The 25150-nt window shown below is 68.3% G+C and carries 26 protein-coding genes; 20 read left to right on the top strand and 6 right to left on the bottom strand.

The window, feature by feature from the left end:
* Positions 1–32 precede the first annotated feature (32 nt).
* Complete coding sequence (gene puuE / locus AC1DY7_RS28400) at positions 33–953, top strand: allantoinase PuuE (RefSeq protein WP_477497093.1); 921 nt, start codon at positions 33–35, stop codon at positions 951–953.
* Here puuE and AC1DY7_RS28405 read toward each other — a convergent pair.
* The gene (locus AC1DY7_RS28405) at positions 944–1387 is read right to left on the bottom strand and encodes a nitroreductase family deazaflavin-dependent oxidoreductase (RefSeq protein WP_477497094.1); all 444 of its coding nucleotides are present in this window, start codon (positions 1385–1387) and stop codon (positions 944–946) included. The genes puuE and AC1DY7_RS28405 overlap by 10 nt on opposite strands.
* Entirely contained in the window at positions 1380–2234 is an 855-nt protein-coding gene (locus tag AC1DY7_RS28410) for an NmrA family NAD(P)-binding protein (RefSeq protein ID WP_477497095.1), read from the bottom strand. Before AC1DY7_RS28410 ends, AC1DY7_RS28405 begins: the two co-directional genes overlap by 8 nt.
* Before the next feature lie 71 nt (positions 2235–2305).
* Between AC1DY7_RS28410 and sigI the strand changes: the two genes are divergently transcribed.
* Positions 2306–3145, top strand: coding sequence for an RNA polymerase sigma factor SigI (sigI, locus tag AC1DY7_RS28415; RefSeq protein WP_477497096.1), 840 nt, complete (start codon positions 2306–2308; stop codon positions 3143–3145).
* On the opposite strand, the gene AC1DY7_RS28420 is transcribed toward sigI, so the two are convergent.
* Both AC1DY7_RS28420 and AC1DY7_RS28425 read right to left on the bottom strand, forming a co-directional pair.
* Positions 3136–4821, bottom strand: a complete 1686-nt coding sequence (locus AC1DY7_RS28420; protein WP_477497097.1) for a cytochrome c biogenesis protein DipZ — start codon at positions 4819–4821, stop codon at positions 3136–3138. The genes sigI and AC1DY7_RS28420 overlap by 10 nt on opposite strands.
* A gap of 102 nt (positions 4822–4923) precedes the next feature.
* Positions 4924–5466, bottom strand: a complete 543-nt coding sequence (locus tag AC1DY7_RS28425; protein WP_477497098.1) for a fasciclin domain-containing protein — start codon at positions 5464–5466, stop codon at positions 4924–4926.
* On the opposite strand from AC1DY7_RS28425, the gene AC1DY7_RS28430 reads away from it, so the two are divergent.
* The 7 genes from AC1DY7_RS28430 (at position 5459) to AC1DY7_RS28460 (ending at position 12806) form a co-directional block, all read left to right on the top strand.
* On the top strand, positions 5459–5587 hold the full coding sequence (locus AC1DY7_RS28430; RefSeq protein WP_477497099.1) for a hypothetical protein: 129 nt from the start codon (positions 5459–5461) through the stop codon (positions 5585–5587). The two genes, AC1DY7_RS28425 and AC1DY7_RS28430, sit on opposite strands and share 8 nt — an antisense overlap.
* Before the next feature lie 162 nt (positions 5588–5749).
* A complete protein-coding gene (gene dxr, locus AC1DY7_RS28435) occupies positions 5750–6928 on the top strand; it encodes a 1-deoxy-D-xylulose-5-phosphate reductoisomerase (RefSeq protein WP_477497100.1) in 1179 nt (392 codons plus the stop codon).
* Positions 6925–8160 (top strand): M50 family metallopeptidase, encoded by a 1236-nt coding sequence (locus tag AC1DY7_RS28440; RefSeq protein ID WP_477497101.1) that lies wholly within the window; start codon positions 6925–6927, stop codon positions 8158–8160. Before dxr ends, AC1DY7_RS28440 begins: the two co-directional genes overlap by 4 nt.
* Positions 8161–8208: 48 nt before the next feature.
* A complete protein-coding gene (gene ispG / locus AC1DY7_RS28445; RefSeq protein ID WP_477497131.1) occupies positions 8209–9345 on the top strand; it encodes a flavodoxin-dependent (E)-4-hydroxy-3-methylbut-2-enyl-diphosphate synthase in 1137 nt (378 codons plus the stop codon).
* A 72-nt stretch (positions 9346–9417) separates the two neighbouring features.
* The gene (locus tag AC1DY7_RS28450) at positions 9418–10272 is read left to right on the top strand and encodes a GNAT family N-acetyltransferase (RefSeq protein ID WP_477497102.1); all 855 of its coding nucleotides are present in this window, start codon (positions 9418–9420) and stop codon (positions 10270–10272) included.
* Positions 10273–10359: 87 nt separating this feature from the next.
* Positions 10360–12177: a penicillin-binding transpeptidase domain-containing protein gene (locus AC1DY7_RS28455; RefSeq protein WP_477497103.1), complete on the top strand. Its 1818-nt coding sequence runs from the start codon at positions 10360–10362 to the stop codon at positions 12175–12177.
* Positions 12178–12218: 41 nt separating this feature from the next.
* Positions 12219–12806: a DUF1707 SHOCT-like domain-containing protein gene (locus AC1DY7_RS28460; RefSeq protein ID WP_477497104.1), complete on the top strand. Its 588-nt coding sequence runs from the start codon at positions 12219–12221 to the stop codon at positions 12804–12806.
* Here AC1DY7_RS28460 and AC1DY7_RS28465 read toward each other — a convergent pair.
* Complete coding sequence (locus AC1DY7_RS28465; protein WP_477497105.1) at positions 12803–13180, bottom strand: PaaI family thioesterase; 378 nt, start codon at positions 13178–13180, stop codon at positions 12803–12805. The two genes, AC1DY7_RS28460 and AC1DY7_RS28465, sit on opposite strands and share 4 nt — an antisense overlap.
* 100 nt (positions 13181–13280) lie before the next feature.
* Between AC1DY7_RS28465 and map the strand changes: the two genes are divergently transcribed.
* From map to AC1DY7_RS28485, 4 genes are all read left to right on the top strand, one after another.
* Positions 13281–14138, top strand: a complete 858-nt coding sequence (gene map / locus AC1DY7_RS28470) for a type I methionyl aminopeptidase (protein WP_477497106.1) — start codon at positions 13281–13283, stop codon at positions 14136–14138.
* Positions 14135–15646, top strand: coding sequence for a cobyric acid synthase (locus tag AC1DY7_RS28475; RefSeq protein WP_477497107.1), 1512 nt, complete (start codon positions 14135–14137; stop codon positions 15644–15646). The genes map and AC1DY7_RS28475 overlap by 4 nt, the downstream gene beginning before the upstream one ends.
* Positions 15647–15655: 9 nt before the next feature.
* Positions 15656–16318, top strand: coding sequence for a hypothetical protein (locus AC1DY7_RS28480; RefSeq protein WP_477497108.1), 663 nt, complete (start codon positions 15656–15658; stop codon positions 16316–16318).
* Positions 16319–16381: 63 nt separating this feature from the next.
* A complete protein-coding gene (locus AC1DY7_RS28485) occupies positions 16382–16945 on the top strand; it encodes an alpha/beta fold hydrolase (protein WP_477497109.1) in 564 nt (187 codons plus the stop codon).
* Here the strand turns inward: AC1DY7_RS28485 and AC1DY7_RS28490 are convergent, their stop codons facing one another.
* Positions 16946–18520 (bottom strand): amino acid permease, encoded by a 1575-nt coding sequence (locus AC1DY7_RS28490; protein WP_477497110.1) that lies wholly within the window; start codon positions 18518–18520, stop codon positions 16946–16948.
* 193 nt (positions 18521–18713) lie between these two features.
* On the opposite strand from AC1DY7_RS28490, the gene AC1DY7_RS28495 reads away from it, so the two are divergent.
* Genes AC1DY7_RS28495 through nicT form a run of 7 tightly spaced genes read left to right on the top strand, consistent with a single transcriptional unit; the run spans position 18714 to position 25150 of the window.
* Entirely contained in the window at positions 18714–20081 is a 1368-nt protein-coding gene (locus tag AC1DY7_RS28495) for a glutamine synthetase family protein (RefSeq protein WP_477497132.1), read from the top strand.
* The gene (locus tag AC1DY7_RS28500; protein ID WP_477497111.1) at positions 20068–20823 is read left to right on the top strand and encodes a gamma-glutamyl-gamma-aminobutyrate hydrolase family protein; all 756 of its coding nucleotides are present in this window, start codon (positions 20068–20070) and stop codon (positions 20821–20823) included. The genes AC1DY7_RS28495 and AC1DY7_RS28500 overlap by 14 nt, the downstream gene beginning before the upstream one ends.
* Complete coding sequence (locus AC1DY7_RS28505; protein ID WP_477497112.1) at positions 20820–22184, top strand: aldehyde dehydrogenase family protein; 1365 nt, start codon at positions 20820–20822, stop codon at positions 22182–22184. Before AC1DY7_RS28500 ends, AC1DY7_RS28505 begins: the two co-directional genes overlap by 4 nt.
* Positions 22185–22958 carry a 3-oxoacyl-ACP reductase gene (locus AC1DY7_RS28510; protein WP_477497113.1) on the top strand — a complete coding sequence of 258 codons (774 nt, stop codon included), beginning with the start codon at positions 22185–22187 and terminating at the stop codon, positions 22956–22958. It begins immediately after the preceding gene.
* Between the two features lie 24 nt (positions 22959–22982).
* A complete protein-coding gene (locus tag AC1DY7_RS28515; protein ID WP_477497114.1) occupies positions 22983–23714 on the top strand; it encodes a FadR/GntR family transcriptional regulator in 732 nt (243 codons plus the stop codon).
* Positions 23715–23734: 20 nt separating this feature from the next.
* Positions 23735–24031: an ArsR/SmtB family transcription factor gene (locus tag AC1DY7_RS28520; protein WP_477497115.1), complete on the top strand. Its 297-nt coding sequence runs from the start codon at positions 23735–23737 to the stop codon at positions 24029–24031.
* A 48-nt stretch (positions 24032–24079) separates the two neighbouring features.
* Positions 24080–25150 carry a Nickel transporter NicT gene (nicT, locus tag AC1DY7_RS28525; RefSeq protein ID WP_477497116.1) on the top strand — a complete coding sequence of 357 codons (1071 nt, stop codon included), beginning with the start codon at positions 24080–24082 and terminating at the stop codon, positions 25148–25150.

Genomic DNA, 25150 nt, shown 5'->3' on the forward strand with positions numbered 1-25150 from the left:
TGATCCCGTGAGCGGAGCCAGCGGAGCGAATCATGGATGACGCGTACCCCCGCGACATGGTCGGCTACGGGCCGCACCCACCTGACCCGCAGTGGCCCGGCGGGGCGAAGATCGCCGTGCAATTCGTGCTGAACTACGAGGAGGGCGCCGAGAACTCGGTGCTGCACGGTGACGCGGGCTCGGAGACCTTCCTCTCGGATGTGGTGGGGGCGCAATCGTTTCCGAACCGGCATCTGAGCGTGGAATCGCTCTACGAGTACGGGTCGCGGGCCGGGTTGTGGCGGGTGCTGCGCACCTTCGACCGGCGTGGCCTGCCGCTGACCATTTTCGGCGTGGCCATGGCGCTGGCCCGCAATCCAGAGGCGGTGGCGGCGTTCACCGCACGAGGCGACGAGATCGCCTGTCACGGGTTGCGTTGGCTGAGTTACCAACTGGCCGACGTCGACGTGGAGCGCGCGCACCTGGCCGAGGCGGTGCGGCTGATGACCGAGCTGACCGGCGCGGCCCCACTGGGCTGGTACACCGGCCGTGACTCGCCGCAGACCCGGCAGCTTGTCGTCGAGCACGGTGGCTTCCTCTATGACTCCGACTCCTACGCCGACGACCTGCCGTATTGGACCCGCACCGGCGGTCGCGACCATCTGGTGGTGCCCTACACACTGGACACCAACGACATGAAGTACGTGTCGACCAGTGGATTCCCCAGTGGCACAGAGTTCTTCACCTATCTGCGGGATGCCTTCGACGTGCTGTACGCCGAAGGCGAGGCCGGTGCCCCGAAGATGTTGTCGGTGGGCCTGCACTGCCGGCTGGTGGGCCGGCCCGCGCGCATCGCCGCGCTGGAACGTTTTCTGGACCATGTGCAGGCACATGACCACGTGTGGATCACCCGGCGGGTGGACATCGCGCGGCACTGGATCGAGCGTTTTCCGCCTGGCGACCCTCACCGTTGATCGAAGCGGAACACCGCCAACCGGCCCGCCAGGGCCTCGAACTCCTCCGGCGTGCCGTCGGTGACCAGCCCGGAGCGTTTGGCGAAGCCGACGCCGACGGGCACCTTCTCGGCGAAGGCGCGCAGCACGGGCCGGGACTGTTCGGCGGTCAGTTCCACGATCTGCACCCGGCGCGAGCGCCTTCCCCTGGTCAGCACGCCGGTACCGGCGGCGCGGGCGTTGGCGGCCCAATCCGCACCCGGATAGCCGGCGACCGTGTACAGCGCCCCGTCGTGTTCGAACGGCGTCATCGGGGTGCTGCGCGGCCGGCCGGACTTGCGGCCCGGCACCGTCAGTACCTGCGACGGTCCGGCGGGCACCCCGAGCCTGCCGAGGGCGACCACCAGCTTGTTCATCGATTTCAGCCAGCTCGGAGGTTTTGGATCGTCAGACATGCTGTGCTCCTTGGGTTTCGGCGAACATGAAACGGTTGTCGGTGACCCATTGCGCGAACGGGGTGGCGGGCCGTCCGAGGATCCTCGGCACCTCGTCGGTGACGAGGGCGGGCCGGCCGACGCCCGCTTCGAGCAGCCCGATGTACGCGTCGGCGAACGCCGCCGGAAAACCGATGGCGGCGAAGCGTTCCCGCACCGCGGCCGGTGGCAGTTCGGTGTAGCGCAGGTCGCGACCCAACGCGACCCCGATGGCCCGGACCAACTCGGTGTTGGTCAGCGACTGCGGCCCGGTGAGTGGAATCCGCGTTCCGTCGAGGTCGTCGGTGAGCAGGGCCACCGCGGCCACCGCGGCGATGTCGGCGTCGGCGATCACCGCGGTGGCCGCCTGCGCGTACGGTCCGCTGACCACATCCCCGGCCTTGATCTGCCCCGACCACATGCCGGCGAAGTTCGAGGCGAACACGCTGGGCCGCAGGCTCACCCAGTCCAGGCCCGAGCCGACCGCGAGCTGTTCGCACTCGCGGTTGCGATCACCGCGCACCCGCGACGGCTGACGGTCATCGTCGTCGTCGGCATTGATCGCCGAGAGTGCGACCAGCTTGCGCACGCCGGCGGCCTGCGCGCACTCGACGGTGGCCTCGAGTTCGCCGATGAGGGCACGCGAGTTGAGGAAGACCGCGTCCACGCCGGACATCCCGGCCGCGGCGCAGGGCACGATGTCCACGGACCCCGGGAAGGCGGGCGCAGAACGGCTGACGGCGCGCACCCGGACGCCGGCGTCGACCAGAAGTTGCACGAGCGGGCGGCCGATGTTGCCGGTCGCCCCGGTGACCAGAATTGTTTTCATGCTCACAAGGACGGGGCGGCAGCGCCGAAAGTTACGCGTAACTTTTCCGGGTGCGGGATCGTCATAACACCATGACCGACGCGATCGACACCGCCTGGCGCGAGCACCACGCGTATCTGGTGAATCTCGGATACCAGATGCTCGGGGATGTGGGTGACGCCGAAGACCTTGCGCAGGAGGCATTCCTGCGGTTGTCGCGTGCCGCCGAACCCGTCGACGACGTCCGGGCCTGGCTCACCGTGGTGACCGGCCGGCTGTGCCTGGATCTGCTGCGCTCGGCGCGGATGCGCCGGGAACGCCCCGACGGGGACGGTGCCGCAGGCGTGCTGCCTGATCCGGCGCCCGACCCTGCCGACCGGGTGACGCTCGACGACGAGGTCAGCACGGCATTACTGGCGGTGCTGGGCACGCTCAGCCCGGGGGAGCGGGTCGCGTTCGTGCTGCACGACGTGTTCGGAATCCCGTTCGACGAAATTGCCGAGACGGTGGGCCGGCCGGTGGGCACCTGCCGGCAGTTGGCCCGTCGGGCCAGGACCAAGGTCGCCGGCTCCGGGCCGCTGCTCGGTGACGTCACCCGGGCCGAACACCGCCGGGTCACCGAGGCATTCATCACGGCGTGCGCCAACGGCGACCTCGCGGCGCTGACGTCGGTACTGGATCCCGAGGTGTGGGGGGTGGGCTCGGTGCTGGCCGATCCGCCCATCGCGGATCAGGTCAATCACGGGCCGCACGATGTCGCCGTGAACCTGTTGCGGTACCTGGGGCCGGGGGCCACGGTGGTGTGCGCCGCCGAACCGGTGTTGTTGGCCTTCGACCGCGGCCATTTGTTCGCGGTGGTGGTGCTGACATTCCGTGCCGACCGGGTGGTCAAGATCGAGGCGACGGCCGACCCGTCCGCACGTCAACCGTAGGTGAACGAAAACACCTGCAGGCCGCGGGAGAACGCGACGTCGATGCGCCCCGCGCCGTCGGGGTGGTCGGTGACGATCTGCCGCATGTTGGGCGGTCCGCTGACCGGTATGCGGCGGGTGACCCCGGTACTGGTGACCCCGAGCGTGCCGGTGCCGCCGACGACCACGTAGACGTTGCGGGCGTGATAGTTCAGCGCGATCTGGGCGTCGTCCCCGGTCGCGGTGGCGCCTTGATAGTCCAGTTGCCAGGGGCCGCCCAGCGCGAAGGAGTCGTCGTTCAGGCGGGCCGGGAGCGCGAAGGTCATGGTGCCTTCGTCGTAGGGGCCTGTGCCGCCGTAGTTCACCACTTTCCCGACGCTCAGATAGGTCTCCGGGGTCAGCGGTGACCGCGGGGTGGTGTCGGGAGCCTCGGTCGGTGCGGGCAGTGTCTTGTCCGGGTGGGCCTGCGACAGCAGCTCCCTGATCAGTTTCTCGGTGACGTCGTAGTCGCCCTCGCCGAACTTCACGTGCCGGACGGTGCCCTGCGCGTCGATCAGGTAGTGGGCCGGCCAATAACGGTTGCGATAGTTCGTCCAGGTGGCGTAACCGTTGTCGAGGGCCACGGGATAGGTGATCCCCAGATCGCGTGCACCACTGACGACATTGCCTTCTTCGCGTTCGAACGCGTACTCCGGGGTGTGCACGCCGATGACCTCGAATCCGGTGTCGCGGTAGGCGCGGTACCAGTCGACGACGTGCGGGATGCTGCGTTGGCAGTTGATGCAGGAGTAGGCCCAGAAATCGATGAGCACCACCTTGCCGCGCAAGGCGGCCAGTTCGACGGCCGAGCCCTCCGGTGTGTTGAGCCAGGCCGTGATGCCTTTGATATCCGGTGCCATTCCGCAATTCTCGAGTTCGGTTGCACCGTCGGAGCATTGGGACAGTCCGGCATTCTGTTCGTTGACGATGCCGCCCAGGTTGAGTTTGTCCCGGATCTGTTGGTCACCGCCGACGGCGTCGGACAACGCGGCCGTGTAGTCGGGCACGGCCCGCTGCAGTCGGGCCGGAACGTTGAACACCAGCGCGACGGCCAGCGCGATGGTGACCACCCCGGCGGCGATGCGGATGCCGCGCTGGCGCCGGCGAAAAGCGGTGACCCGCTCGCTGACCCGTCGGCCGGCCAGGGCGAAGAACAGCAACGGCAGCGCCGCGCCGACCGCGAACGACGCCGTGAGCGCCACGGTGGACAACCCGATTTCGCCGGTCGCGCCCGCCACGATGATCGCGGCGAGCACCGGTCCCGCGCACGGCACGTAGAGCACGCCGAGCGCCAGGCCCAGCCCGAAACCAGAACTTCCGGAACCGAATTGCCGTTGCGGTAACCGGGCGAACGGCTTCTCCAGGATGGCCTCGACGCGCGGGAAGATCAGCCCGATACCGATGGCCATCAGTGCTGCCAGCGCCACCCAGCGCAGCGCGTCCTGTGGCAGACGCAGCAGTGTCAACAGCGCCGACCCGGCCAGGGTCACGGCGGTGAAGCTCAGCACCAGGCCGGCGATCACCAGGTACGGCCGCCGAGCGGTGGAGTTCTCGGTCTGGGTGCCGGAGAAGAAGATGACGGGCAGCACCGGCAGGATGCACGGCGAGATCCCGGTGATCAGGCCGCCGAGAAACCCGATGGCGACGAGTGTGAGCATGGTGCGGCTTCCGACCTGCGAAGGCACGAGCGGCGCCCGTCGTGCGACGGGGGGATCGACACGAGGGCGCCGTTCGTGGGTCTTGTTGTGGGGCAGTCAGACTCAGGCAGGGGGCATGAGAACGGTATCGATCATGTAGACCGTGGCGTTGGCGGTCTTGACGCCGCCGCACACCAGTCCGGCGTCGTTGACCTTGATGTCCGGTCCGGCGCCCGTCACGGTGACCGGCGCGCCCTGCAGCGTCGTGTGCTGGCCGCCGACCTTCGCGGGACTGGCCTGGCCCTCGACCACGTGATAGGTCAGGATCTTGGTCAGCAGATCCGAATCGGTCTTGAGCTTCTCCAGAGTGGCCGCGTCGATCTTGGCGAACGCATCATCGGTGGGCGCGAACACCGTCAGCCCCGGGTTGCTGTTCAGCGTGTCCACCAGGTTGACCTGCGGATTCAGCTTGCCCGACAACGCCGAGGTCAGGGTCGTCAACATGGGGTTGTTGGAGGCGGCGACGGCCACCGGGTCCTGGGCCATACCGGCCACCGACCCCGGTCCGCTGGGGACCTGCTTGGCGTACGCGGCGCAACCTGCTCCCACCAGTCCGGCAGCGGGGTCGCCCATCGCGCTGGTCATCGCGGGCGCCGTCATGGCCATGCTGGTCGAGGTGCTGGTTTCCGGCGCGGCGCTGGCGTTCGTGGACGAATCCTTCGAACACGCAATGCTTCCGAACAGGGTGAGCGCCGAAAGTCCGACGACCGCCACTGTTTTCGATTGAGCTATGTGCATCACTGTCATTACTCGAATCTGTTGTGGAGCGGTCTTTTGGGCCGCCCTCACCGATGTATTCGGTGCGATCTCCGTCACGGATGGGTCGGCCTGTGAGAGCACATCCGGCGTCGGTGCCACCACTGCCGATTCCGCGCGGCACAATGGTGCGGTGAACGTCCCCTCAGAGTCCGGCCGCGTTCGAGTCCTGCTGCTGGGCAGCACTGGTTCGATCGGCACCCAGGCGCTCGAGGTGATCGCCGCCAACCCGGACCGCTTCGAGGTGGTGGGTCTCGCCGCCGGCGGTGGCAACGCCGACCTGTTGGCCCGCCAAGCCGCCGAGACCGGTGTCCGCAATGTCGCCGTCGCCGACCCCGACGCCACCATCGAGGCCGCCTACCGCGGACCCGACGCGGCCACCCGCATCGTCGAGGACACCGAGGCCGACGTGGTGCTCAATGCCCTCGTCGGCGCGCTGGGCCTCAAACCGACCCTGGCCGCCCTGCACAGCGGAGCCCGCCTGGCGCTGGCCAACAAGGAGTCGCTGGTGGCCGGTGGGCCCCTGGTGCTCGCCGCCGCGGCGCCCGGGCAGATCGTGCCGGTGGACTCCGAACACTCGGCGCTGGCGCAGTGCCTGCGCGGCGGCAGCGCCGACGAGGTGGCCGCACTGGTGCTGACGGCGTCGGGCGGTCCGTTCCGCGGCTGGACCGCCGACGCGCTCAAGAGCGTCACCCCCGAGCAGGCCGGCGCGCACCCGACGTGGTCGATGGGACCGATGAACACGCTGAATTCGGCCTCGCTGGTCAACAAAGGCCTGGAGTTGATCGAGACGCATCTGTTGTTCGGCATCGACTACGACCGCATCGAGGTCGTGGTGCATCCGCAGTCCATCGTGCACTCGATGGTCACCTTCACCGACGGCTCCACCCTGGCCCAGGCCAGCCCGCCGGACATGAAACTGCCGATCGCGCTGGCGCTGGGCTGGCCGGACCGGGTGGCGGGGGCCGCGCAGGCCTGTGACTGGACCACAGCGTCGACGTGGACGTTCGAGCCGCTGGACGCGCAGGTGTTCCCGGCGGTGGAGCTGGCCCGCGAAGCAGGCCGGCGTGGCGGATGTCTCACCGCGGTCTACAACGCAGCCAACGAGGAAGCCGCGGCCGCCTTCCTCGCAGGGCGTATCGCTTTCCCATCGATTGTCCGAACTGTTGCCGATGTGCTGCACGCTGCAGACCAATGGGCCGCCGCACCAGCTACCGTGGAAGAAGTACTCGACGCGCAGGATTGGGCCAAAGCCGCAGCCCAGCGCCTGATCAACACCGAATCGACGCAGGAGGTCACCGCAGCCCGATGATGTTTGCTCTCGGCATCGCGCTGTTCGCGCTGGCCATCCTGGTCTCGGTGGCCCTACACGAATGCGGTCACATGTGGGTGGCGCGTGCCACCGGTATGAAGGTCCGCCGCTATTTCGTCGGCTTCGGTCCCACCCTGTGGTCGACCATGCGGCCCAATCGGCTCGGCCACACCGAGTACGGCGTGAAGGCGGTCCCGCTCGGCGGGTTCTGCGATATCGCGGGCATGACATCGGTCGAGGAACTGACCCCCGACGAGCAACCCCACGCGATGTACAAGCAGAAGGTGTGGAAGCGCGTCGCCGTGCTATTCGCGGGCCCGGGCATGAACTTCCTGATCGGCCTGGTGCTCATCTACGCCATCGCCGTCATCTGGGGCCTGCCCAACCTGCGGCCGCCGACCACCGCGATCGTCGGCCAAACCGCTTGTGTGGCACCGCAGATCAGCAAAGACGGGGACAACCCGTACGGACCGTGCCCGCAGCCGGGCCCGGGTCCTGCGGCACGGGCCGGCATCCAGGCCGGCGACACCATCGTCAAGGTCGACGGCGCCGACGTGGCGACGTTCGCCGACATGGCTGCGGCCATCCGCAAGCTGTCAGGCCCGATCCCGGTGGTCTACGAACGCAACGGCGAGCGGGTCGCCACCGTCGTCGACGTCGCGCAGACGCAGCGTTTTGTCGACAAGGACTCCGACAAGACGGCTGCCGTCGGTGCCATCGGCGTCAGCATGGCCGCCCCACCCGGACCGACGCAGTACAACCCGCTGTCGGCGATCCCGGCCACCTTCACCTTCACCGGCGACCTGGCCGTCGAACTGGGCAAGTCGCTGGCCAAGATCCCCACCAAGGTCGGTGCACTGGTGCACGCGATCGGGGGTGGCGAGCGTGATCCGGAGACGCCGATCTCGGTGGTCGGCGCATCGATCATCGGCGGTGACACCGTCGACCACGGGCTGTGGGTGGCGTTCTGGTTCTTCCTGGCGCAGATGAACTTCGTGCTGGGCGCGGTGAACCTGATCCCACTGCTCCCGTTCGACGGCGGTCACATCGCGATCGCGGTGTTCGAGAAGGTCCGGAACATGATCCGGGCGGCGCGCCGTGTCGACGCGGCCGGCCCCGTGAACTACCTCAAGTTGATGCCCGCCACCTACGTGGTGCTGGTCTTCGTCGTCGGATACATGCTGTTGACCGTCACCGCCGACCTGGTCAATCCCATCAGACTCTTCCAGTAGATCTGGCACAGCCAAGAGGAGAACATCGTGACTTCCATCGGTCTGGGCATGCCTGCCCCGCCGGCGCCCACTCTGGCGCCGCGCCGCAAGACCCGCCAGCTCAAGGTCGGCGACGTCGGGGTGGGCAGCGACTCGCCGATCTCGGTGCAGTCGATGTGCACCACCAAGACCCACGACATCAACGCGACGCTGCAGCAGATCGCCGAGCTGACCGCGTCGGGCTGCGACATGGTCCGGGTCGCGTGCCCCCGGCAGGAGGACGCCGACGCGCTGCCGATCATCGCGAAGAAGGCGAACATCCCGGTCATCGCCGACATCCATTTCCAGCCGAAGTACATCTTCGCCGCGATCGACGCCGGGTGTGCGGCGGTGCGGGTGAACCCCGGCAACATCAAGGAGTTCGACGGTCGGGTCGCCGAGGTCGCCAAGGCGGCGGGCGCGGCCGGAATCCCGATCCGGATCGGGGTCAACGCGGGCTCGCTGGACGCCCGGATGATGAAGAAGTACGGCAAGGCGACGCCCGAGGCGCTCGTCGAGTCGGCACTGTGGGAGGCCTCGCTGTTCGAGGAGCACGGTTTCGGCGACATCAAGATCAGCGTCAAGCACAACGACCCGGTGGTCATGGTCGCCGCCTACGAGCAGCTGGCCGCCCAGTGCGACTACCCGCTGCATCTCGGCGTCACCGAGGCCGGACCGGCGTTCCAGGGCACCATCAAGTCCGCCGTGGCGTTCGGTGCGCTGTTGTCCCGCGGTATCGGTGACACCATCCGGGTTTCGCTCTCCGCGCCGCCCGCCGAGGAGATCAAGGTCGGCACGCAGATCCTGGAGTCGCTGAACCTGCGGCCGCGCGGCCTGGAGATCGTGTCCTGCCCGTCGTGCGGCCGCGCCCAGGTGGACGTGTACACGTTGGCCAACGAGGTCTCGGCCGGCCTCGAGGGGCTCGACGTGCCGCTGCGCGTGGCCGTGATGGGTTGCGTGGTGAACGGCCCGGGCGAGGCCCGCGAGGCCGACCTGGGTGTCGCGTCCGGCAACGGCAAGGGCCAGATCTTCGTCAAGGGTGAAGTGGTCAAGACCGTGCCGGAGTCGCAGATCGTGGAAACCCTCATCGAGGAGGCCATGCGCATCGCGGCCGAATTGGACTCGGGCGCAAGTGCCAGCGGTTCGCCCGTTGTCACCGTAAGCTGAAACCCGGCCCTGTGAGCGGGGTCACCCTCCGGTTCAGGTAGCTCAGGCTCTGGTTGTTCAGAAAGAATCGTCATGTCGGCACCGCCCCTGTACCGCCTCACCGATGAGCGCCGTGTCTCTTTGGTGCGCGACGTCGGCCAGGTTCGCGAGGTTCTCGACGAGGATCCGGTCGGCTCGTGCATGGTGGCGTGCCGGGTACTCGACTACGGCGTCGACCCGAATGCGATCGGCGGCGAACTGTGGACGCGGCGCCGGGTCGACGAATCACTCTGCTACGCAGGGGCGAACCTCATCCCGCTGCGCGGTGGTCCCGACGACATCGCCGCGTTCGCCGACAAGGCGCTGGGCTCGCCGCGTCGGTGTTCCTCGCTCGTCGGCCGCGCCGAGCTGGTGTTGCCGCTGTGGCGGCGACTCGAAGCGGGCTGGGGCGCGGCGCGCGATGTGCGCGACGAGCAACCGTTGATGGCGCTGTCGGCTCCGCCCCAATGCGCGGGCGACCCCGCGGTGCGGCCCGTGCGGATGGAAGAGCTGGACGCCTATCTGGTGGCCGCCATCGAGATGTTCATCGGCGAGGTGGGCATCGACCCGCGGATGGGTGACGGCGGGCGCGGCTACCGGCGCCGGGTGGCCGGCCTGATCGCGGCGGGCCGCGCCTGGGCACGTTTCGAGGACGGTCAGGTGGTCTTCAAGGCCGAGATCGGTTCGCAGTCGCCGACGGTCGGTCAGATCCAGGGTGTGTGGGTCCATCCGGAGTGGCGGGGCCGTGGGCTGGGCGCCGCGGGCACCGCGACGCTGGCCGAGGCGGTGTTGCGCGGCGGGCGCGTCGCGAGCCTGTACGTCAACGGCTACAACCACGTCGCCCGCGGCGCGTACGCGAAGATCGGCTTCACCCAGGTGGGGACGTTCGCCACAGTCCTGTTGGACTGAGCCGACCGCCCGGTCTCGGATCTGTCACGGTTCCGTCTCGGTGCGCCTCCACCCACGAACGTCGTCACACTTTTAACATTTGCCTCAATGGCAACTACAACCTCACCAGTCTCGCGAGTCGCCGCGGCCGTCATGGCCGTCGTCGCGACCGCCGCCACGCTGAGTGCCTGCACACCCAAACCCAAAGGTCCCGAACCGACCGCCGAAGCCTTCTTCACCGCACTTGCCACCGGGAACACCACGGCCGCAGCGGATCTCGCCGACCATCCGGCGCAGGCGCAGGCCGCACTGAACGAGGCCTGGTCAGGGCTGCAGGCCACCCGGCTGGACACCCAGATCCTGGGATCCAAGTACGCCCAGGACACCGGCACCATCAAATACCGGTACAGCTGGCACCTGCCCAAGGACCGGGTCTGGACCTACGACGGCGAACTCAACATGATCCGCGAGGAAGGGCACTGGCAGGTGCGCTGGAAAGCCACCGGCCTGCACCCCCAGCTCGGTGAGAACCAGACCCTCGCGTTGCGGGCCGACCCACCCCGGCGGGCCTCGGTCAACGAGCGCGGCGGCTCCGACGTGCTGGTTCCGGGGTATCTGTACCACTACGAGCTCGACGCCAGGGTCGCCGGCGCGGCGCTGATGCCGACGGCCCGCGCCGTCACCGACGCGCTGCGGCCGTTCGACAACACCCTGGACGCGCAGCGGCTGGCCGAGGAGGCGAGTTCGTCGACCAAGCCGATGGACCTCATCACGTTGCGCAAGGACGACAACGACCGGGTGTCGCCCGCGATCGGCAAGTTGCCCGGCGTGGTGGTCACCCCACAACCCGAGATGATGCCCACCGACGAGCGATTCGCGCCGGCCATCGTCTCGGAGGTCAAGAAGGCGGTGTCAGCCGACCTCGTGGGTCAGGCCGGGTGGCGGGTGGTCAGCGTCAACCAGAACGGCGTGGACGTCGACGTGCTCAACGAGGTGCCGGGCAACCCGGCGCCCTCGGTGACGATCAGTCTGGACCGCGCGGTGCAGAACTCTGCGCAGGACGCGGTGAACATGGTCGGCAAGAAGGCGATGATCGTGGCGATCAAGCCGTCGACGGGTGAGATCCTGGCCGTCGCGCAGAACGCCGCCGCCGATGCCGACGGACCGACGGCCACGATGGGGCTCTACCCACCCGGGTCGACGTTCAAGATCGTCACCGCGGGTGCGGTGGTGGACCGGGACATGGCCACCCCCAACACCTTGCTCGGGTGCCCGGGGTCGCTGGACATCGGGCACCGGACCATCAACAACTACAACACCTTCGACTTGGGCACGGTCCCGATGTCGCGGGCGTTCGCCAATTCGTGCAACACCACCTTCGCCGAACTTGCCAGCACGTTGCCGCCGCGTGGCCTGAACCAGGCGGCTGCCCAGTACGGTCTGGGCCCCGACTACGTGGTGGACGGTATCCCCACGGTGACCGGATCGGTGCCGCCGACGGTGGACCTGACCGAACGCACCGAGGACGGTTTCGGCCAGGGCAAAGTGCTGGCCAGCCCGTTCGGGATGGCCATGGTGGCAGCCACCGTGGCGGCCGGGAAAACACCTGTGCCACAACTGATCCTGGGACGCCAGACGCAGATCAACGGCACCGCTGCGCCGATCTCGCCGAAGATGCTCGACGCGCTCCGGCCGATGATGCGCCTGGTGGTGACCAACGGCACGGCCAAGGACCTCAACGGGCTCGGCGACGTCCGCGGCAAGACCGGTGAGGCCGAGTTCAACGGCGGGTCGCATGCCTGGTTCGCCGGGTACCGCGGCGATATGGCCTTCGCCGCGCTGATCGTCGGTGGTGGCAGCTCGGAGTATGCCGTGCGGATGTGCCGGGACATGCTCAACGGCCTGCCGCCGGACTATCTGGCCTGACTACCTCGCCTGACGCCTGCTGGGTACCCTGGCGGGTGACCATGACAGGCATAGACGACTACACGGCGCTGCGCGTCTCCGACGCCGACCGCAACGGCACATTGCGGCGGCTGCACAACGCTGTGGCACTCGGGCTGATCGACATCGGCGAGTTCGAGGAACGGTCGGCCCTGGTCTCCCAAGCCCGGCTGCACACCGACCTGGACGCCCTGGTCGGCGACCTGCCGGGTCCGGGGGCCATCGTGACGTCGGCCACCGACCGGGTGGAGCTGCGCGGGGTGATGGGTTCGCTCAAGCGCCAGGGGGAGTGGGTGGTGCCCACCCGCCTGTCGCTGCATCGCCGGATGGGGTCGGTCGATCTCGACCTGACTCAGGCGCGGTTCGCCGGCCCGATGATCGTGGTGGAGCTCGACCTCAAATTCGGCGGCATCGACATCCGGCTGCCCGACGGCGCGAGTGCCTCGATCGACGATGTCGAGGTGGTCGTGGGCAGCGCCAACGACCACCGGCGGGACGCCCCGGCCGAGGGCACGCCGCACATCGTCTTCACGGGCAAGGTGGTCTGCGGGTCGGTGGACATCCGCGGGCCCCGGCGGTCCTGGGTGCCTCGGATCCGACGCGGGAACTAACGCGGCTCGAGCACCGCGAACGTCAGGGTGGACTTGGCGGCCAGCCTGTTCCGGTCCACGTCGAAGACATCGACGGCGGTGACAATGAGGCGCCTGCCCGCGCGCACGATCGTCGCCTCGGCCCGGGCCCGGCCCAGCACCGGCGCCAGGAAGTGGATGTTCAGGTCGGCGGTGGTGACGTCGTACCCGACGCCGGTGTGCCGTCCGGCGAGGATGCCCGCGGCGATGTCGATGAGCGTGGCCACCAGGCCGCCCTGCAGCGCGCCCCGGACGTTGGCCAGATCGGGCCGGTTGTCCATCTCCAGGACCAGCCGGTCATCGGTCGACTCGACCTCGACGTAGCCGAGCCGGTTCAGGATGTGGTCTTCGCTCACCGCCGTACGGTAACACCATTACCGCTGGTGGAAGCCCGGTGCCCACGAAGCCGCGGCTCGTCGGGACGATCGCCGTCGGCTGACGACTAGGCTGACCGCCATGTCTGTTCGCGCGCCTCTTCGGTCCGGAGAGTTGTCCCCGACCCTGCCGGTGCCCAAGTCCATCCCGCGCCCGGAGTACGCGTGGCAGCCGACCGCGGTCGAAGGACACGAACCCTGGGTGCAGACACCCGAGGTGATCGAGAAGATGCGGGTCGCCGGCCGGATCGCCGCGGCCGCACTCGCCGAGGCCGGCAAGGCGGTGGCGCCCGGCGTCACCACCGATCACCTGGACCGGGTGGCCCACGAGTACATGCTCGACCACGGCGCCTATCCGTCCACACTGGGCTACAAGGGCTTCCCGAAGTCCTGCTGCACCTCGCTGAACGAGGTCATCTGCCACGGCATCCCGGACTCCACCGTCATCGAGGACGGCGACATCGTCAACATCGACGTCACGGCCTACATCGACGGGGTGCACGGGGACACCAACGCCACTTTCCTGGCCGGCGACGTGTCCGAGGAACACCGGCTGTTGGTGGAACGCACGCACGAGGCCACCATGCGGGCCATCAAGGCGGTCAAACCGGGCAGGCAGCTCTCGGTGGTCGGACGGGTCATCGAGGCTTACGCGAACCGCTTCGGCTACAACGTCGTTCGCGATTTCACCGGCCACGGTATCGGCACCACCTTCCACAACGGCCTGGTGGTGCTGCACTACGACCAACCGGCCGTCGACACCGTGATCGAGCCGGGGATGACCTTCACCATCGAGCCGATGATCAATCTCGGCGCGCTGGACTACGAGATCTGGGACGACGGCTGGACCGTGGCCACCAAAGACCGCAAGTGGACCGCGCAGTTCGAGCACACCCTCGTCGTCACCGCGGACGGCGCCGACATCCTGACCCTGGCGTGAGCTCCGGCGGCGCGCTACTGGTCGCCGGCACCACCTCTGACGCCGGCAAGTCGATGGTCGTCGCCGGGCTGTGCCGGCTGTTGGCGCGCAAGGGTATTCGGGTGGCCCCGTTCAAGGCCCAGAACATGAGCAACAATTCCGCCGTGACCGTCGAGGGCGGCGAGATCGGCCGCGCGCAGGCGATGCAGGCCCGCGCCGCCGGCCTGGCGCCCAGCATCCGGTTCAACCCGATCCTGCTCAAACCCGGTAGTGACCGCACCTCGCAGTTGGTGGTGCGGGGTCAGGTGGCGGGCACCATGGCGGCGGGAGACTACTTCACCCGCCGCACCGAGCTGGCCGGTGTCGTGGCCGACGAATTATCCGCGCTGCGAGCCGAATTCGACGTCGTGATCTGTGAGGGCGCGGGGTCGCCCGCCGAGATCAACCTGCGCGCCAGCGATCTGGCCAACATGGGCCTGGCGCGGGCCGGCGGGCTGGCGGTGCTGCTGGTCGGTGACATCGACCGCGGTGGCCTGCTGGCACATCTGTTCGGCACGGTGGCGGTGCTGGAACCCGAGGACCAGAAACTCATCAGCGGCTTCCTGGTCAACAAGTTCCGGGGTGATCCCGCATTGCTGGCTCCCGGGCTGGAGCAACTGCAGACGCTGACCGGACGGCCCACCTACGGCGTGATCCCGCATCTGGACTCGTTGTGGCTGGACGCCGAGGATTCCCTGTCGGTGACCACCGGTGCCACCCTCGGTGAACCGGTGGCGCCGCGCGGGTCCGAATGGCTGCGGGTGGCGGTGGTCCGGCTGCCGCGCATCTCCAACTCCACCGACGTCGAGGCGCTCGCCTGCGAGCCCGGTGTGCTGGTGCGCTGGGTGGCGGACCCGGCCGATATCGGTGACGCCGACGTGGTGGTGCTGCCGGGCAGCAAGGCCACCGTGTCGGATCTGGCGTGGCTGCGCGAGCGCGGACTTGCCGACGCGGTGGTGGCGCACGCCCGGGCCGGCCGGCCGGTGCTGGGGGTGTGCGGCGGATTCCAGATGCTGTGCCGCCGGATCGACGATTCCGTCGAATCGCGGGCCGGCGCGGTCGACGGTCTGGGCCTGCTGGACGCCGAGATCGTGTTCGACCCGCAGAAAACCTTGCGGCACTGGGAGACTCCGCTACACGGCTACGAGATCCACCACGGGCAGGTACGCAGCTCCGATGAACAGGACTGGCTCGGGGTGGGCATCCGCCGCGGTACGGTCTTCGGCACGCACTGGCACGGTCTGCTGGACAACGACGAGGTACGCCGGGCATGGCTCACCGAGGCGGCTGGGGCGGCGGGCCGTACCGGATTCGTCGTGGCCACCGATACCGATGTGCGGGCCCGGCGCGACGGGCAACTGGATGTGATGGCCGACGCGCTGGCCGCCCACGTCGACCTCGACGCGGTGTGGGGGCTGCTCGACGGGCCACCGCGGCGCAACATCATCGCCAGCACGATCACGCCGACGGCGGACGTCGCCGATCGGTAGCCTGGGCCGATGATCGCGCGCCTGGTGATACCAGCGCTGCTGATCGCGTCGGCGCTCAGCGGATGCGCGCATGTCATCGACGGCACACCCGCCTGGCCCGGAACCCGGCTGCAGAAAGTTCTGCTCACCTCGGCCGACTTTGCGCCCGGCGTGCTCTATGACCGCGTCGTCGAACGGCCGGGCGAGCCCGACGGTGCCGGTGGGCCACCGGCGATGCTGTCCACGCCGGAGGGCTGCAGTGACGGCTTCACCCGGGTGATCGCGGCGACGGCCGAACGCGGTCCGGGCAGTGCGGCCAAGTACACGGTGACCTACGACGGAGCCCGGATGCTCGTCACGGTGCTCAGCTGGCAACTGGACGTCGACGCGCTGGAGGCGACCGCGCAACGGTGCGCGCACTACGACACCTTCTTCGATCGGTCCTCGCCCGCCATCCCGATCACCACCACCCGATTGGACACCCCGCGCCCGGCGGCGCTGGCTTTCGAGCAGACGATGCAGCTCGGCGCCCAGCGCAGCAGCGTGTACTACTCGTTCGAAAACGTGGACGGGATGGCGGTTTTCGCCGTCGGCTTCCCGACGCCGGACCCCACCGTCACCGTCCGTGGGGCCCTGCCGCAAACCTTCCTCGACGTCACCGGCAAACAAGCGGGCCGCATCGGTGGCAGCTGACCGTCCGGGGTCAGACCGGCGAAAACGCCCGCGCCGGACCGGTTCATGTCCTAGCGTGACGCAATGCCTTCGACCATGGTGACCGTCGACGGAGTACCTGTCGCCGTCGAGGTGGCGGGCCCGGACAAGGGCGGCGTAGTGGTGCTGCTCGGCGCCGCGCAGCCCGGGGCACGCGCGTATGACGCCGTGTGTCAGAGGCTGCACACCGCCACCCTCCGCACGATCGTCATCTATCCCGATCCACAATTGACGGCCGCGGCTGTGGTCGGGGTGCTCGACGCCCTCGGGGTCCGGTGGGGCCTGCTGGTGGGGGACCGGCTCGGCGGCGAACTGGCCTGGGAGCTGGCGGCGACCCGGCTCGACCGGTTCATCGGGCTGGTGGTGATCGACCGCGGTCACCCGCGGGTCGCCGACCAGACCGGCGTCGTCCGCGACGAACAGTGCCCGCCGGTGGAACTGAACACCACTGTGCTGGTGAGCAACCCGGGCGCCCGCGCGGTGGCGCAGGCCAGCCAGCGCTACGTCTACGGCGAATACCGGCTGGTGGAACTCCTCAGCCGGCGCAACGCCGGTGAATCCACCGCGCAGGTCGCCGCGGAGATCGTCATGCGCACGAGCACCTGGTGATCAGGCGCCGTCCTCTACCAGCGCGTCGCCGCTGAGGTCGACCTGCTTCACCGGACCGGTGAACCAATGTCGAACCGACAGTTGCCAATACAGCGACAGCAGGATTAGTACGACGCCCACCAGGATCGGTGTGTAGTTGACGAACTTCAGTTCGAAGCTGGGATCCCAGGGCGCGCCACCGATGGATGTGGGGAACATCGCGATGATCGAGGTGATGATGATCTCGGCCAGCGCCAGCGGTGCCATCCACTTGTGGTGTCCGCGCAGGTTCCACTTGCCCAGCGGGAAATCGTCCCCGGCTTTCCACCGGTAGTAGATCGGCACGGCGAAGCACAAGTACAGGCCGACCACGCCGATCGAGACGACCGCGAAGAAGGCGACGGGCACCGGGGCGCCGTTGATGTCCACCTGGACCAGGGCGGGCAGCGTGATCAGCGCGGCGATGACGGCGGTGATGATCACCGCATTGGCGGGCACCCGCTTGGCGTTGACCTTGGACCACAGTTGATGACCGGGCACCGCGCGGTCCCGGCTGAACGCGAACAGCATCCGCGAGGAACTGGTCTGGCAGGCGGTGGTGCAGAACAACTGGCCCGCCGTCGAGATCAGCAGCACGATGCCGACCCACTTCGAGTCCATGGCCTGGGTGAAGATGGTGGCCACCGCGCCGCCGCCCGCGGTCACCCCGTCGACGTCCTGGACGGCGAACAGGAAGGTGAGCAGCAGGATCCAGCCGCCGATGGCGGAGTAGAAGATCGAGCGCCAGATGCCCTTGGCCGCACCGTCGGCCGCGCTCTTGGTCTCTTCGGACAGGTGGGCCGAGGCGTCGTAACCGGTGATCGTGTACTGCGTCAGGATCGCCGACATGGGTAACACGAAGAACAGGAACGTCAGCCCCGAGGTCGACCCGCCGAAGAAGCCGGTGTTGTTGACCGTGGTGGCGAAGACCGTCGAGAGGCTGGCGTGTTGTTGCGGGATGAGCCACAGGATGGCGATCACCACCGCCGCGCCCGCGACGTGCCACCACACCGAGATGTTGTTGATGACAGCCAGCAGATGCGACGAAAAGATGTTGATGGTGGCGACGATCGCCAGGATCACCAGGAACATGACGAATACCCGGGTCAGGCTGTACTCGGACGCCCACGTCTCGCTGAAGGTGCTCAGGGTGAGATCCAGGAAGGTGGCACTGCCGTAGGCCACCGACGCCAGGATGGCGATCAAGCCGACGAGGTTGAGCCAGCCGGTGTAGTACCCGGCCTTGGGGCCGCCGAGTTTGGCTGCCCACCAATAGATTCCGCCCGATGTCGGGTACGCCGACACCAGCTCGGACATGCACAGCCCGATGATCAGGATGAAGACCGAGATGATCGGCCAGCCCCAGGCGATGGCCGCCGGGCCGCCGTTGTTCCAGCCCAGCCCGAACGACGTGAAGCAGCCGGCCAGGATCGAGATGATCGAGAACGAGATGGCGAAGTTGGAGAACCCCGACCACGAGCGGTGCAGTTCCTGGGTGTAACCGAGGCTCGCGAGGTGTCGTTCGTCCTCGTCGAGCAGTTCGTGGCCTTCTGGCACGGCGTTCTCCTTTGTGACAGCCCTGGCATGGCGGATCTAGGGGGAGAATAGGCCGCTATTGGTCTGCTGTCCTACCTTTGGGGTGACGGATGTGTAAATGTGTAGGTGAATGACCGTCGATCCCAACGCACCTGCGTTGACGACATGGCGGTAATGGTTGACTTCTCGGCGTGGAGAGGGTGCTGATGCCTGGATACTTGAAGGAACCGGCGTGCTGACGCAGTTCGAGCTCGAGCGGCTGGTCGCCGACGGTGAGATCGACACCGTCATCGTCGCGTTCACCGACATGCAGGGCCGACTCACCGGCAAACGGGTGTCGGCGCGGCTGTTCGTCGAGGACGTCGCCGCCCACGGCGCCGAGTGCTGCAATTACCTGCTGGCCGTCGACGTCGACATGAACACCGTCGACGGGTACGCCATCTCCAGCTGGGAGACCGGCTACGGCGACATGGTGATGACGGCCGACTTCAGCACCCTGCGCAAGCTGCCGTGGCTGCCCGGTACCGCCTTGGTGATGGCCGACCTGACCTGGACGGACGGGCGTCCGGTGCTGCAGGCGCCACGCAGCATCCTGCGCAAGCAACTCGACCGGCTCGCCGAACGGGGGCTGGGCGCCTTCGTCGGCACCGAACTGGAATTCATGGTGTTCGACGACACCTACCGGGCGGCCTGGGCGGCCGACTACCGCGGCCTGACGCCGGCCACCGACTACAACGTCGACTACGCCATGCACGCCTCGACCCGGATGGAGCCGCTGCTGCGGGACATCCGGCGCGGCATGGACGGCGCCGGGATGTACTGCGAAGGCGTGAAGGGGGAGTGCAACCTCGGCCAGCAGGAGATCGCCTTCCGCTACGACGACGCACTGGTCACCTGCGACAACCACACCATCTACAAGAACGGTGCCAAGGAGATCGCCGACCAGCACGGAAAATCGCTGACGTTCATGGCGAAATACGATGAGCGCGAAGGTAACAGCTGTCATATCCACCTGTCCTTCCGCGGCACCGACGGCACGGCAGTCTTTGCCGACGACGCCGATCCGCAAGGCATGTCGAGCATGTTCCGCAGCTTCGTGGCAGGCCAACTGGCGACGCTGCGTGAGATGGCGCTGTTCTACGCGCCGAACATCAACTCCTACAAGCGTTTCGCCGATGGCAGCTTCGCCCCGACGGCGGTGGCCTGGGGGATGGACAACCGAACCTGTGCGTTGCGTGTCGTCGGGCACGGCCACGGCATGCGGGCGGAATGCCGCGCGCCCGGTGGCGACGTGAACCAGTATCTGGCGGTCGCCGCACTGATCGCCGGTGGCCTGCACGGTATCGAGCAGAATCTCGAGCTCGAAGAGGCGTGTACCGGCAACGCCTACACCGGCGGCGCCGCGCGCCTGCCCACCACGCTGGCCGAGGCGGCCGACCTGTTCGAGGGGTCGGCGATCGCCCGCGCGGCGTTCGGCGACGACGTCGTCGAGCACTACCTCAACAACGCGCGGGTGGAACTGACGGCCTTCAACGGGGCCGTCACGGATTGGGAGAGGAGACGAGGCTTTGAGCGCCTCTGAGCAGAACCCCCCGCCGCTGCCCGTCATCGGCCTCACCACCTATCTGCAACAGGCGCAGACCGGGGTGTGGGACGTGCAGGCCAGTTTTCTGCCCGGCATTTACGTCGAGGGTGTCAACCTCGGCGGCGGGACGGCCGTGCTCCTGCCGCCGCAGCCGGTGAGTACCGCCGTGGCCGAGCGGGTGCTCGACGGCATCGACGGTTTGATCATCACCGGCGGTCGCGACGTCAACCCGGAAAGTTACGGCCAGCAACGTCATCCGTCCACCGACGAGCCGGCCGGCCCCCGCGATGTCTGGGAGTTCACCTTGCTGGAGGTGGCGTTGCGCCGCGGTATGCCGGTGCTCGGCATCTGCCGCGGCGCCCAGGTGCTCAACGTGGCACTCGGCGGAACGCTGCACCAGCACCTGCCCGACGTGCTGGGCCACACCCGCCACCAACAGGGCAACGCGGTGTTCTCCACCTCGGCCGTGCACACCGTGCCCGGCACCCGGCTGGCCGCGCTCATTGGGGAGTCCTCGCACGCGCAGTGCTATCACCACCAGGCCATCGACCGGCTCGGCGACGGACTGATCATCAGCGCCCAGGACACCGCCGACGGCGTCGTCGAGGCGGTCGAGCTGCCCGGCGAGCAGTTCGTGCTGGCGGTGCAGTGGCATCCCGAGGAACGCCTCGACGACCTGCGGCTGTTCGCGGGACTGGTGCAGGCGGCCACCCTGTATGCGACGGAAAGGGTTTCATGAGCGCGACCCAGGTCATCAACCCGGCCACCGAGGAGGTGCTGCGCACCGTCGAGCTGCTCGACGAGGCCGCCGTCGACGACGCGGTGGCGCGCGCGTTGGCCGCCCAGCGCCGCTGGGCGCGGCTGGCGCCCGCCGAACGGGCCGCGGGGCTGCGGGCTTTCGCGGCGACCGTGGATGCCCACATCGGTGAGCTCGCGGCGCTCGAGGTGGCCAACTCCGGGCATCCCGTCGCGCAGGCCGAATGGGAGGCCGGCCACGTGCGTGACGTGCTGACCTACTACGCGGCCAGCCCGGAGCGGTTGAGCGGCAAGCAGATTCCGGTGGCCGGTGGCCTCGATGTGACCTTCCATGAGCCCCTCGGGGTGATCGGTGTGATCACGCCGTGGAATTTTCCGATGACCATCGCGGCCTGGGGGTTCGCCCCGGCCCTGGCCGCGGGGAATGCCGTGCTGCTCAAGCCCGCCGAATGGACGCCGCTGACGTCGATCCGGCTGGGCCAGTTGGCGGTCGAGGCCGGCCTGGACCCGGACCTCTTCCAGGTGCTGCCCGGCGCGGGTGCGGTGGTCGGCGAGCGCTTCGTCACCCACCCCGATGTGCGCAAGGTGGTGTTCACCGGCTCCACCCGCGTCGGCACCCGGGTGATGGCGGGAGCGGCCGCGCAGGTCAAACGCGTCACCCTTGAATTGGGCGGCAAGAGTGCCAACATCGTCTTCGACGACTGCGACCTGGAGCGGGCCGCCGCGACAGCGCCGTACGGTGTGTTCGACAACGCCGGTCAGGACTGCTGTGCCCGCAGCCGGATCCTGGTGCAGCGCACCGTCTATGACCGGTTCATGGAACTGCTGGAACCCGCGGTCAAAGGTGTGGTGGTCGGCGACCCGACCGCCCGTGACACCGAGATGGGACCGCTGGTGTCCAAACCGCACTGGGAATCGGTGGCCGCCTATGTACCCGATGACGCGCCGGTGGCGTTCCGGGGATCGGCGCCGACGGGGCCCGGGTACTGGTTCGCGCCGACGGTGCTCACACCGGGACGCACCGACCGGACCGTCACCGAGGAGATCTTCGGGCCCGTCGTGGCGGTGCTGCCGTTCGAGGACGAGGCCGATGCCGTCGCGCTGGCCAACGCCACGTCCTATGGACTGTCCGGGTCCATCTGGACCGACAATGTCTCACGCGCACTGCGGGTCTCGCGCGCGGTGGAAGCCGGCAACCTCAGCGTGAACTCGCATTCGTCGGTGCGTTACACCACCCCGTTCGGTGGCTTCAAGCAATCCGGCCTGGGCCGCGAACTCGGCCCCGACGCACCCCTGTCGTTCACGGAAACCAAGAACGTCTTTTTCGCAGTAGAGGAGCTCTAGATGGATCTGACCCAGCGACTGAAGGACAAGGTCGCCGTCATCACCGGTGGCGCCAGCGGCATCGGGCTGGCAACGGCCAGACGCATGCAGGCCGAGGGCGCCATCGTTGTCATCGGCGATGTCGACCCCGTCGCCGGCCAGGCCGTCGCGGATGAGCTCAACGTCACCTTCGTGCAGGTCGACGTCTCCGACGAGGATGCTGTCGACCACCTCTTCACCACCACCGTCGAGACGCACGGGGGACTCGACATCGCCTTCAACAACGCCGGGATCAGCCCGCCCGACGATGACCTGATCGAGAACACCGAACTGCCGGCCTGGCAGCGCGTGCAGGACATCAACCTCAAGAGCGTGTACCTGTGCTGCCGGGCCGCGCTGCGGCACATGGTGCCCGCGCAGAAGGGTTCGATCATCAACACCGCATCGTTCGTCGCGGTGATGGGTTCGGCCACCTCGCAGATCTCCTACACCGCGTCCAAGGGCGGCGTGCTGGCCATGTCGCGTGAACTCGGCGTCCAGTTCGCCCGTCAGGGCATTCGGGTCAACGCCCTGTGCCCCGGTCCGGTGAACACGCCGCTGCTGCAGGAGTTGTTCGCCAAGGACCCCGAGCGGGCCGCCCGCCGGCTGGTGCACGTGCCGGTGGGCCGATTCGCCGAACCCGAGGAGCTGGCCGCCGCGGTGGCGTTCCTCGCCAGCGATGACGCGTCGTTCATCACCGGCTCGACGTTCCTGGTCGACGGCGGCATCAGCGGCCACTACGTGACTCCGCTGTGAGCCGGGAACAGTAGGTTCTGTCGCATGTCCGAGTCCGATCGGCTACCCGATCCACTGCCGGCGAGTGCGGCTCTGCTGCGCCCGGTGCGGCTCGGCAACGCGTTCGAGGACACCGTCGGGCGACTCTTGGAGACCATCCGGCTCGGCGTGCTCGCACCCGGGGAATCCCTACCGCCCGAACGGGAACTGGCCACCCGGCTCGGCGTGAGCCGCGACACCGTCCGCGAAGCCATCAAGTCCCTGGCCGACGCCGGGTACCTGGTGTCCAAACGGGGTCGCTACGGCGGCACCTTTCTGGCCACCGAGGTGCCGGTGTTGCCGGCCAGCGGCGACGGGCTGACCCGCGAGGAGATCGACGACGCGGTGCGGCTGCGCGAGATCCTCGAGGTCGGTGCGGCCCGGATGGCGGCCGGGCGCAGCCTGACCGCCGCCGACCGGGAGCGACTCTGGTCGCGTCTCGGCGATGTCCGCGGCGCCGACCCCGACGACTACCGGCGGTTGGACTCGCGGCTGCATCTGGCCATCGCCGAGGCCGCCGGGTCGCCGTCGCTGGTGCCCCTGGTGGCCCAGAACCGGATGCGGATCAACGCCCTGCTGGACCAGATCCCGCTGCTGTCCCGCAACATCGCGCACTCCGATGAGCAACACGAGGCCATCGTGATGGCGATCCTCGCGGGCGACGCCGACGGTGCCGCCGTGGCGATGGCCGCCCACATCGCCGGTTCCACCGCGCTGCTGCACGGCTTCCTGGACTAGACGTCACTAGAATCTGGCAGATGGCCGGACCTGCAGATCCCCATGTCGACACGGGTGGCTGGGCCCGGCGATTCGATCTGCTGTCCGACCCGCACCGCCTGGAGATCCTGCTGTCCCTGCACCGGACGCCCGGCATCTGTGTCGGAGATCTCGCCGCCGTGCTCGGGCGTTCGGAAAATGCGGTGTCCCAAGCACTTCGAGTGCTCCGCGATCAGGGCTGGGTGACCAGCACCAGGGTCGGGCGGCTGGCCACCTACCGGCTCGACGACGAGGTGGTGCACGACCTGCTGCACTGGATCGGCGCCAGGCACGGCTGATCATCTGTTCAGGTGGACAGATATAACGTCGCGCCCTACGCTGCGTTGATGGCATCCCGTTTCGACCGCGCCGACTGGATGTCCATCGCGGCGATCGGCGGAATCGTCCTCGCGCTGCACGTCTTCGGTTGGGGCGTATTGATTTTCGGGGTGGCCCCGCAACACATCACGCTCGGGTCGGCCGGTGTGTTCGGGGTCGGACTCGGGGTCACCGCGTACCTGCTCGGCGCCCGGCATGCCTTCGACGCCGACCACATCGCCGTCGTGGACAACACCACTCGCAAGCTGGTGGGCGAGGGCACCCGGTCGTTGTCGGCGGGATTCTGGTTCTCCCTCGGACATTCCAGTGTGGTGTTCGGGCTGGCGCTGCTACTGGCGCTCGGCGTGCGCGCCGTCGCGGGCCCGGTCCAGGACGACGGTTCGCCGATGCTGCAGACGCTGGGCCTGATCGGCTCCGTGGTCGCGGGCACATTCCTGCTGCTGATCGGGCTGAGCAATCTGTTCGCCGCGGTCGGCATCGCCAAGGTGTTCCGGTCCATGCGCCGTGGGGAATTCGACGAAGCGGAACTGGAACGCCAGCTGCACCACCGCGGCCTGCTGGCCCGGTTGGTAAGCCGGGTGATGCACCGCGTCGACAAGCCCTGGCATCTGTACCCGGTCGGGTTCCTGATGGGCCTGGGTTTCGACACCGCCTCCCAGGTGGCGTTGCTGATCCTGGCCGCGGGCACGGCGGCGTTCACGCTGCCCTGGTACGCCGTGCTGGTGCTGCCGGTGTTGTTCGCCGCGGGGATGAGCCTGTTCGACAGCCTGGACGGCATCTTCATGGCCCGTGCCTACGGTTGGGCGTTCCTGAAGCCGATCCGCAAGGTCTACTACAACCTGACCGTCACCGTCTTGTCGGTGCTCGTCGCGCTGGCCGTCGGGGTGATCGTGCTGACCGGTCTGCTGGTGGATCGGTTGGGCATCACCTCGGGGCCGCTGAGCGTGATCGGCTCGGCCGACCTGGAGTTCGTCGGCTTCGCCATCGCCGGCATGTTCGTGGTGACCTGGCTGATCGCGCTCGGCATCTGGCGATTCGGCCGGATCGAGGAACGCTGGGACGCCACCCCGGCGGGCTGA

The sequence above is a fragment of the Mycobacterium sp. P2_H7 genome (assembly GCF_056403275.1).

What these genes read in the sequence shown, in the direction of transcription:
- puuE (WP_477497093.1), top strand. Translation starts at nt 33, where the DNA reads ATGGATGACGCGTACCCCCGCGACATGGTCGGCTACGGGCCGCACCCA.
- AC1DY7_RS28405 (WP_477497094.1), bottom strand. Translation starts at nt 1,387, where the DNA reads ATGTCTGACGATCCAAAACCTCCGAGCTGGCTGAAATCGATGAACAAG.
- AC1DY7_RS28410 (WP_477497095.1), bottom strand. Translation starts at nt 2,234, where the DNA reads ATGAAAACAATTCTGGTCACCGGGGCGACCGGCAACATCGGCCGCCCG.
- sigI (WP_477497096.1), top strand. Translation starts at nt 2,306, where the DNA reads ATGACCGACGCGATCGACACCGCCTGGCGCGAGCACCACGCGTATCTG.
- AC1DY7_RS28420 (WP_477497097.1), bottom strand. Translation starts at nt 4,821, where the DNA reads ATGCTCACACTCGTCGCCATCGGGTTTCTCGGCGGCCTGATCACCGGG.
- AC1DY7_RS28430 (WP_477497099.1), top strand. Translation starts at nt 5,459, where the DNA reads ATGGCCATGCTGGTCGAGGTGCTGGTTTCCGGCGCGGCGCTGGCGTTC.
- AC1DY7_RS28425 (WP_477497098.1), bottom strand. Translation starts at nt 5,466, where the DNA reads ATGGCCATGACGGCGCCCGCGATGACCAGCGCGATGGGCGACCCCGCT.
- AC1DY7_RS28440 (WP_477497101.1), top strand. Translation starts at nt 6,925, where the DNA reads ATGATGTTTGCTCTCGGCATCGCGCTGTTCGCGCTGGCCATCCTGGTC.
- ispG (WP_477497131.1), top strand. Translation starts at nt 8,209, where the DNA reads ATGCCTGCCCCGCCGGCGCCCACTCTGGCGCCGCGCCGCAAGACCCGC.
- AC1DY7_RS28450 (WP_477497102.1), top strand. Translation starts at nt 9,418, where the DNA reads ATGTCGGCACCGCCCCTGTACCGCCTCACCGATGAGCGCCGTGTCTCT.
- AC1DY7_RS28455 (WP_477497103.1), top strand. Translation starts at nt 10,360, where the DNA reads ATGGCAACTACAACCTCACCAGTCTCGCGAGTCGCCGCGGCCGTCATG.
- AC1DY7_RS28460 (WP_477497104.1), top strand. Translation starts at nt 12,219, where the DNA reads ATGACAGGCATAGACGACTACACGGCGCTGCGCGTCTCCGACGCCGAC.
- map (WP_477497106.1), top strand. Translation starts at nt 13,281, where the DNA reads ATGTCTGTTCGCGCGCCTCTTCGGTCCGGAGAGTTGTCCCCGACCCTG.
- AC1DY7_RS28480 (WP_477497108.1), top strand. Translation starts at nt 15,656, where the DNA reads ATGATCGCGCGCCTGGTGATACCAGCGCTGCTGATCGCGTCGGCGCTC.
- AC1DY7_RS28485 (WP_477497109.1), top strand. Translation starts at nt 16,382, where the DNA reads ATGCCTTCGACCATGGTGACCGTCGACGGAGTACCTGTCGCCGTCGAG.
- AC1DY7_RS28505 (WP_477497112.1), top strand. Translation starts at nt 20,820, where the DNA reads ATGAGCGCGACCCAGGTCATCAACCCGGCCACCGAGGAGGTGCTGCGC.
- AC1DY7_RS28510 (WP_477497113.1), top strand. Translation starts at nt 22,185, where the DNA reads ATGGATCTGACCCAGCGACTGAAGGACAAGGTCGCCGTCATCACCGGT.
- AC1DY7_RS28515 (WP_477497114.1), top strand. Translation starts at nt 22,983, where the DNA reads ATGTCCGAGTCCGATCGGCTACCCGATCCACTGCCGGCGAGTGCGGCT.
- AC1DY7_RS28520 (WP_477497115.1), top strand. Translation starts at nt 23,735, where the DNA reads ATGGCCGGACCTGCAGATCCCCATGTCGACACGGGTGGCTGGGCCCGG.
- nicT (WP_477497116.1), top strand. Translation starts at nt 24,080, where the DNA reads ATGGCATCCCGTTTCGACCGCGCCGACTGGATGTCCATCGCGGCGATC.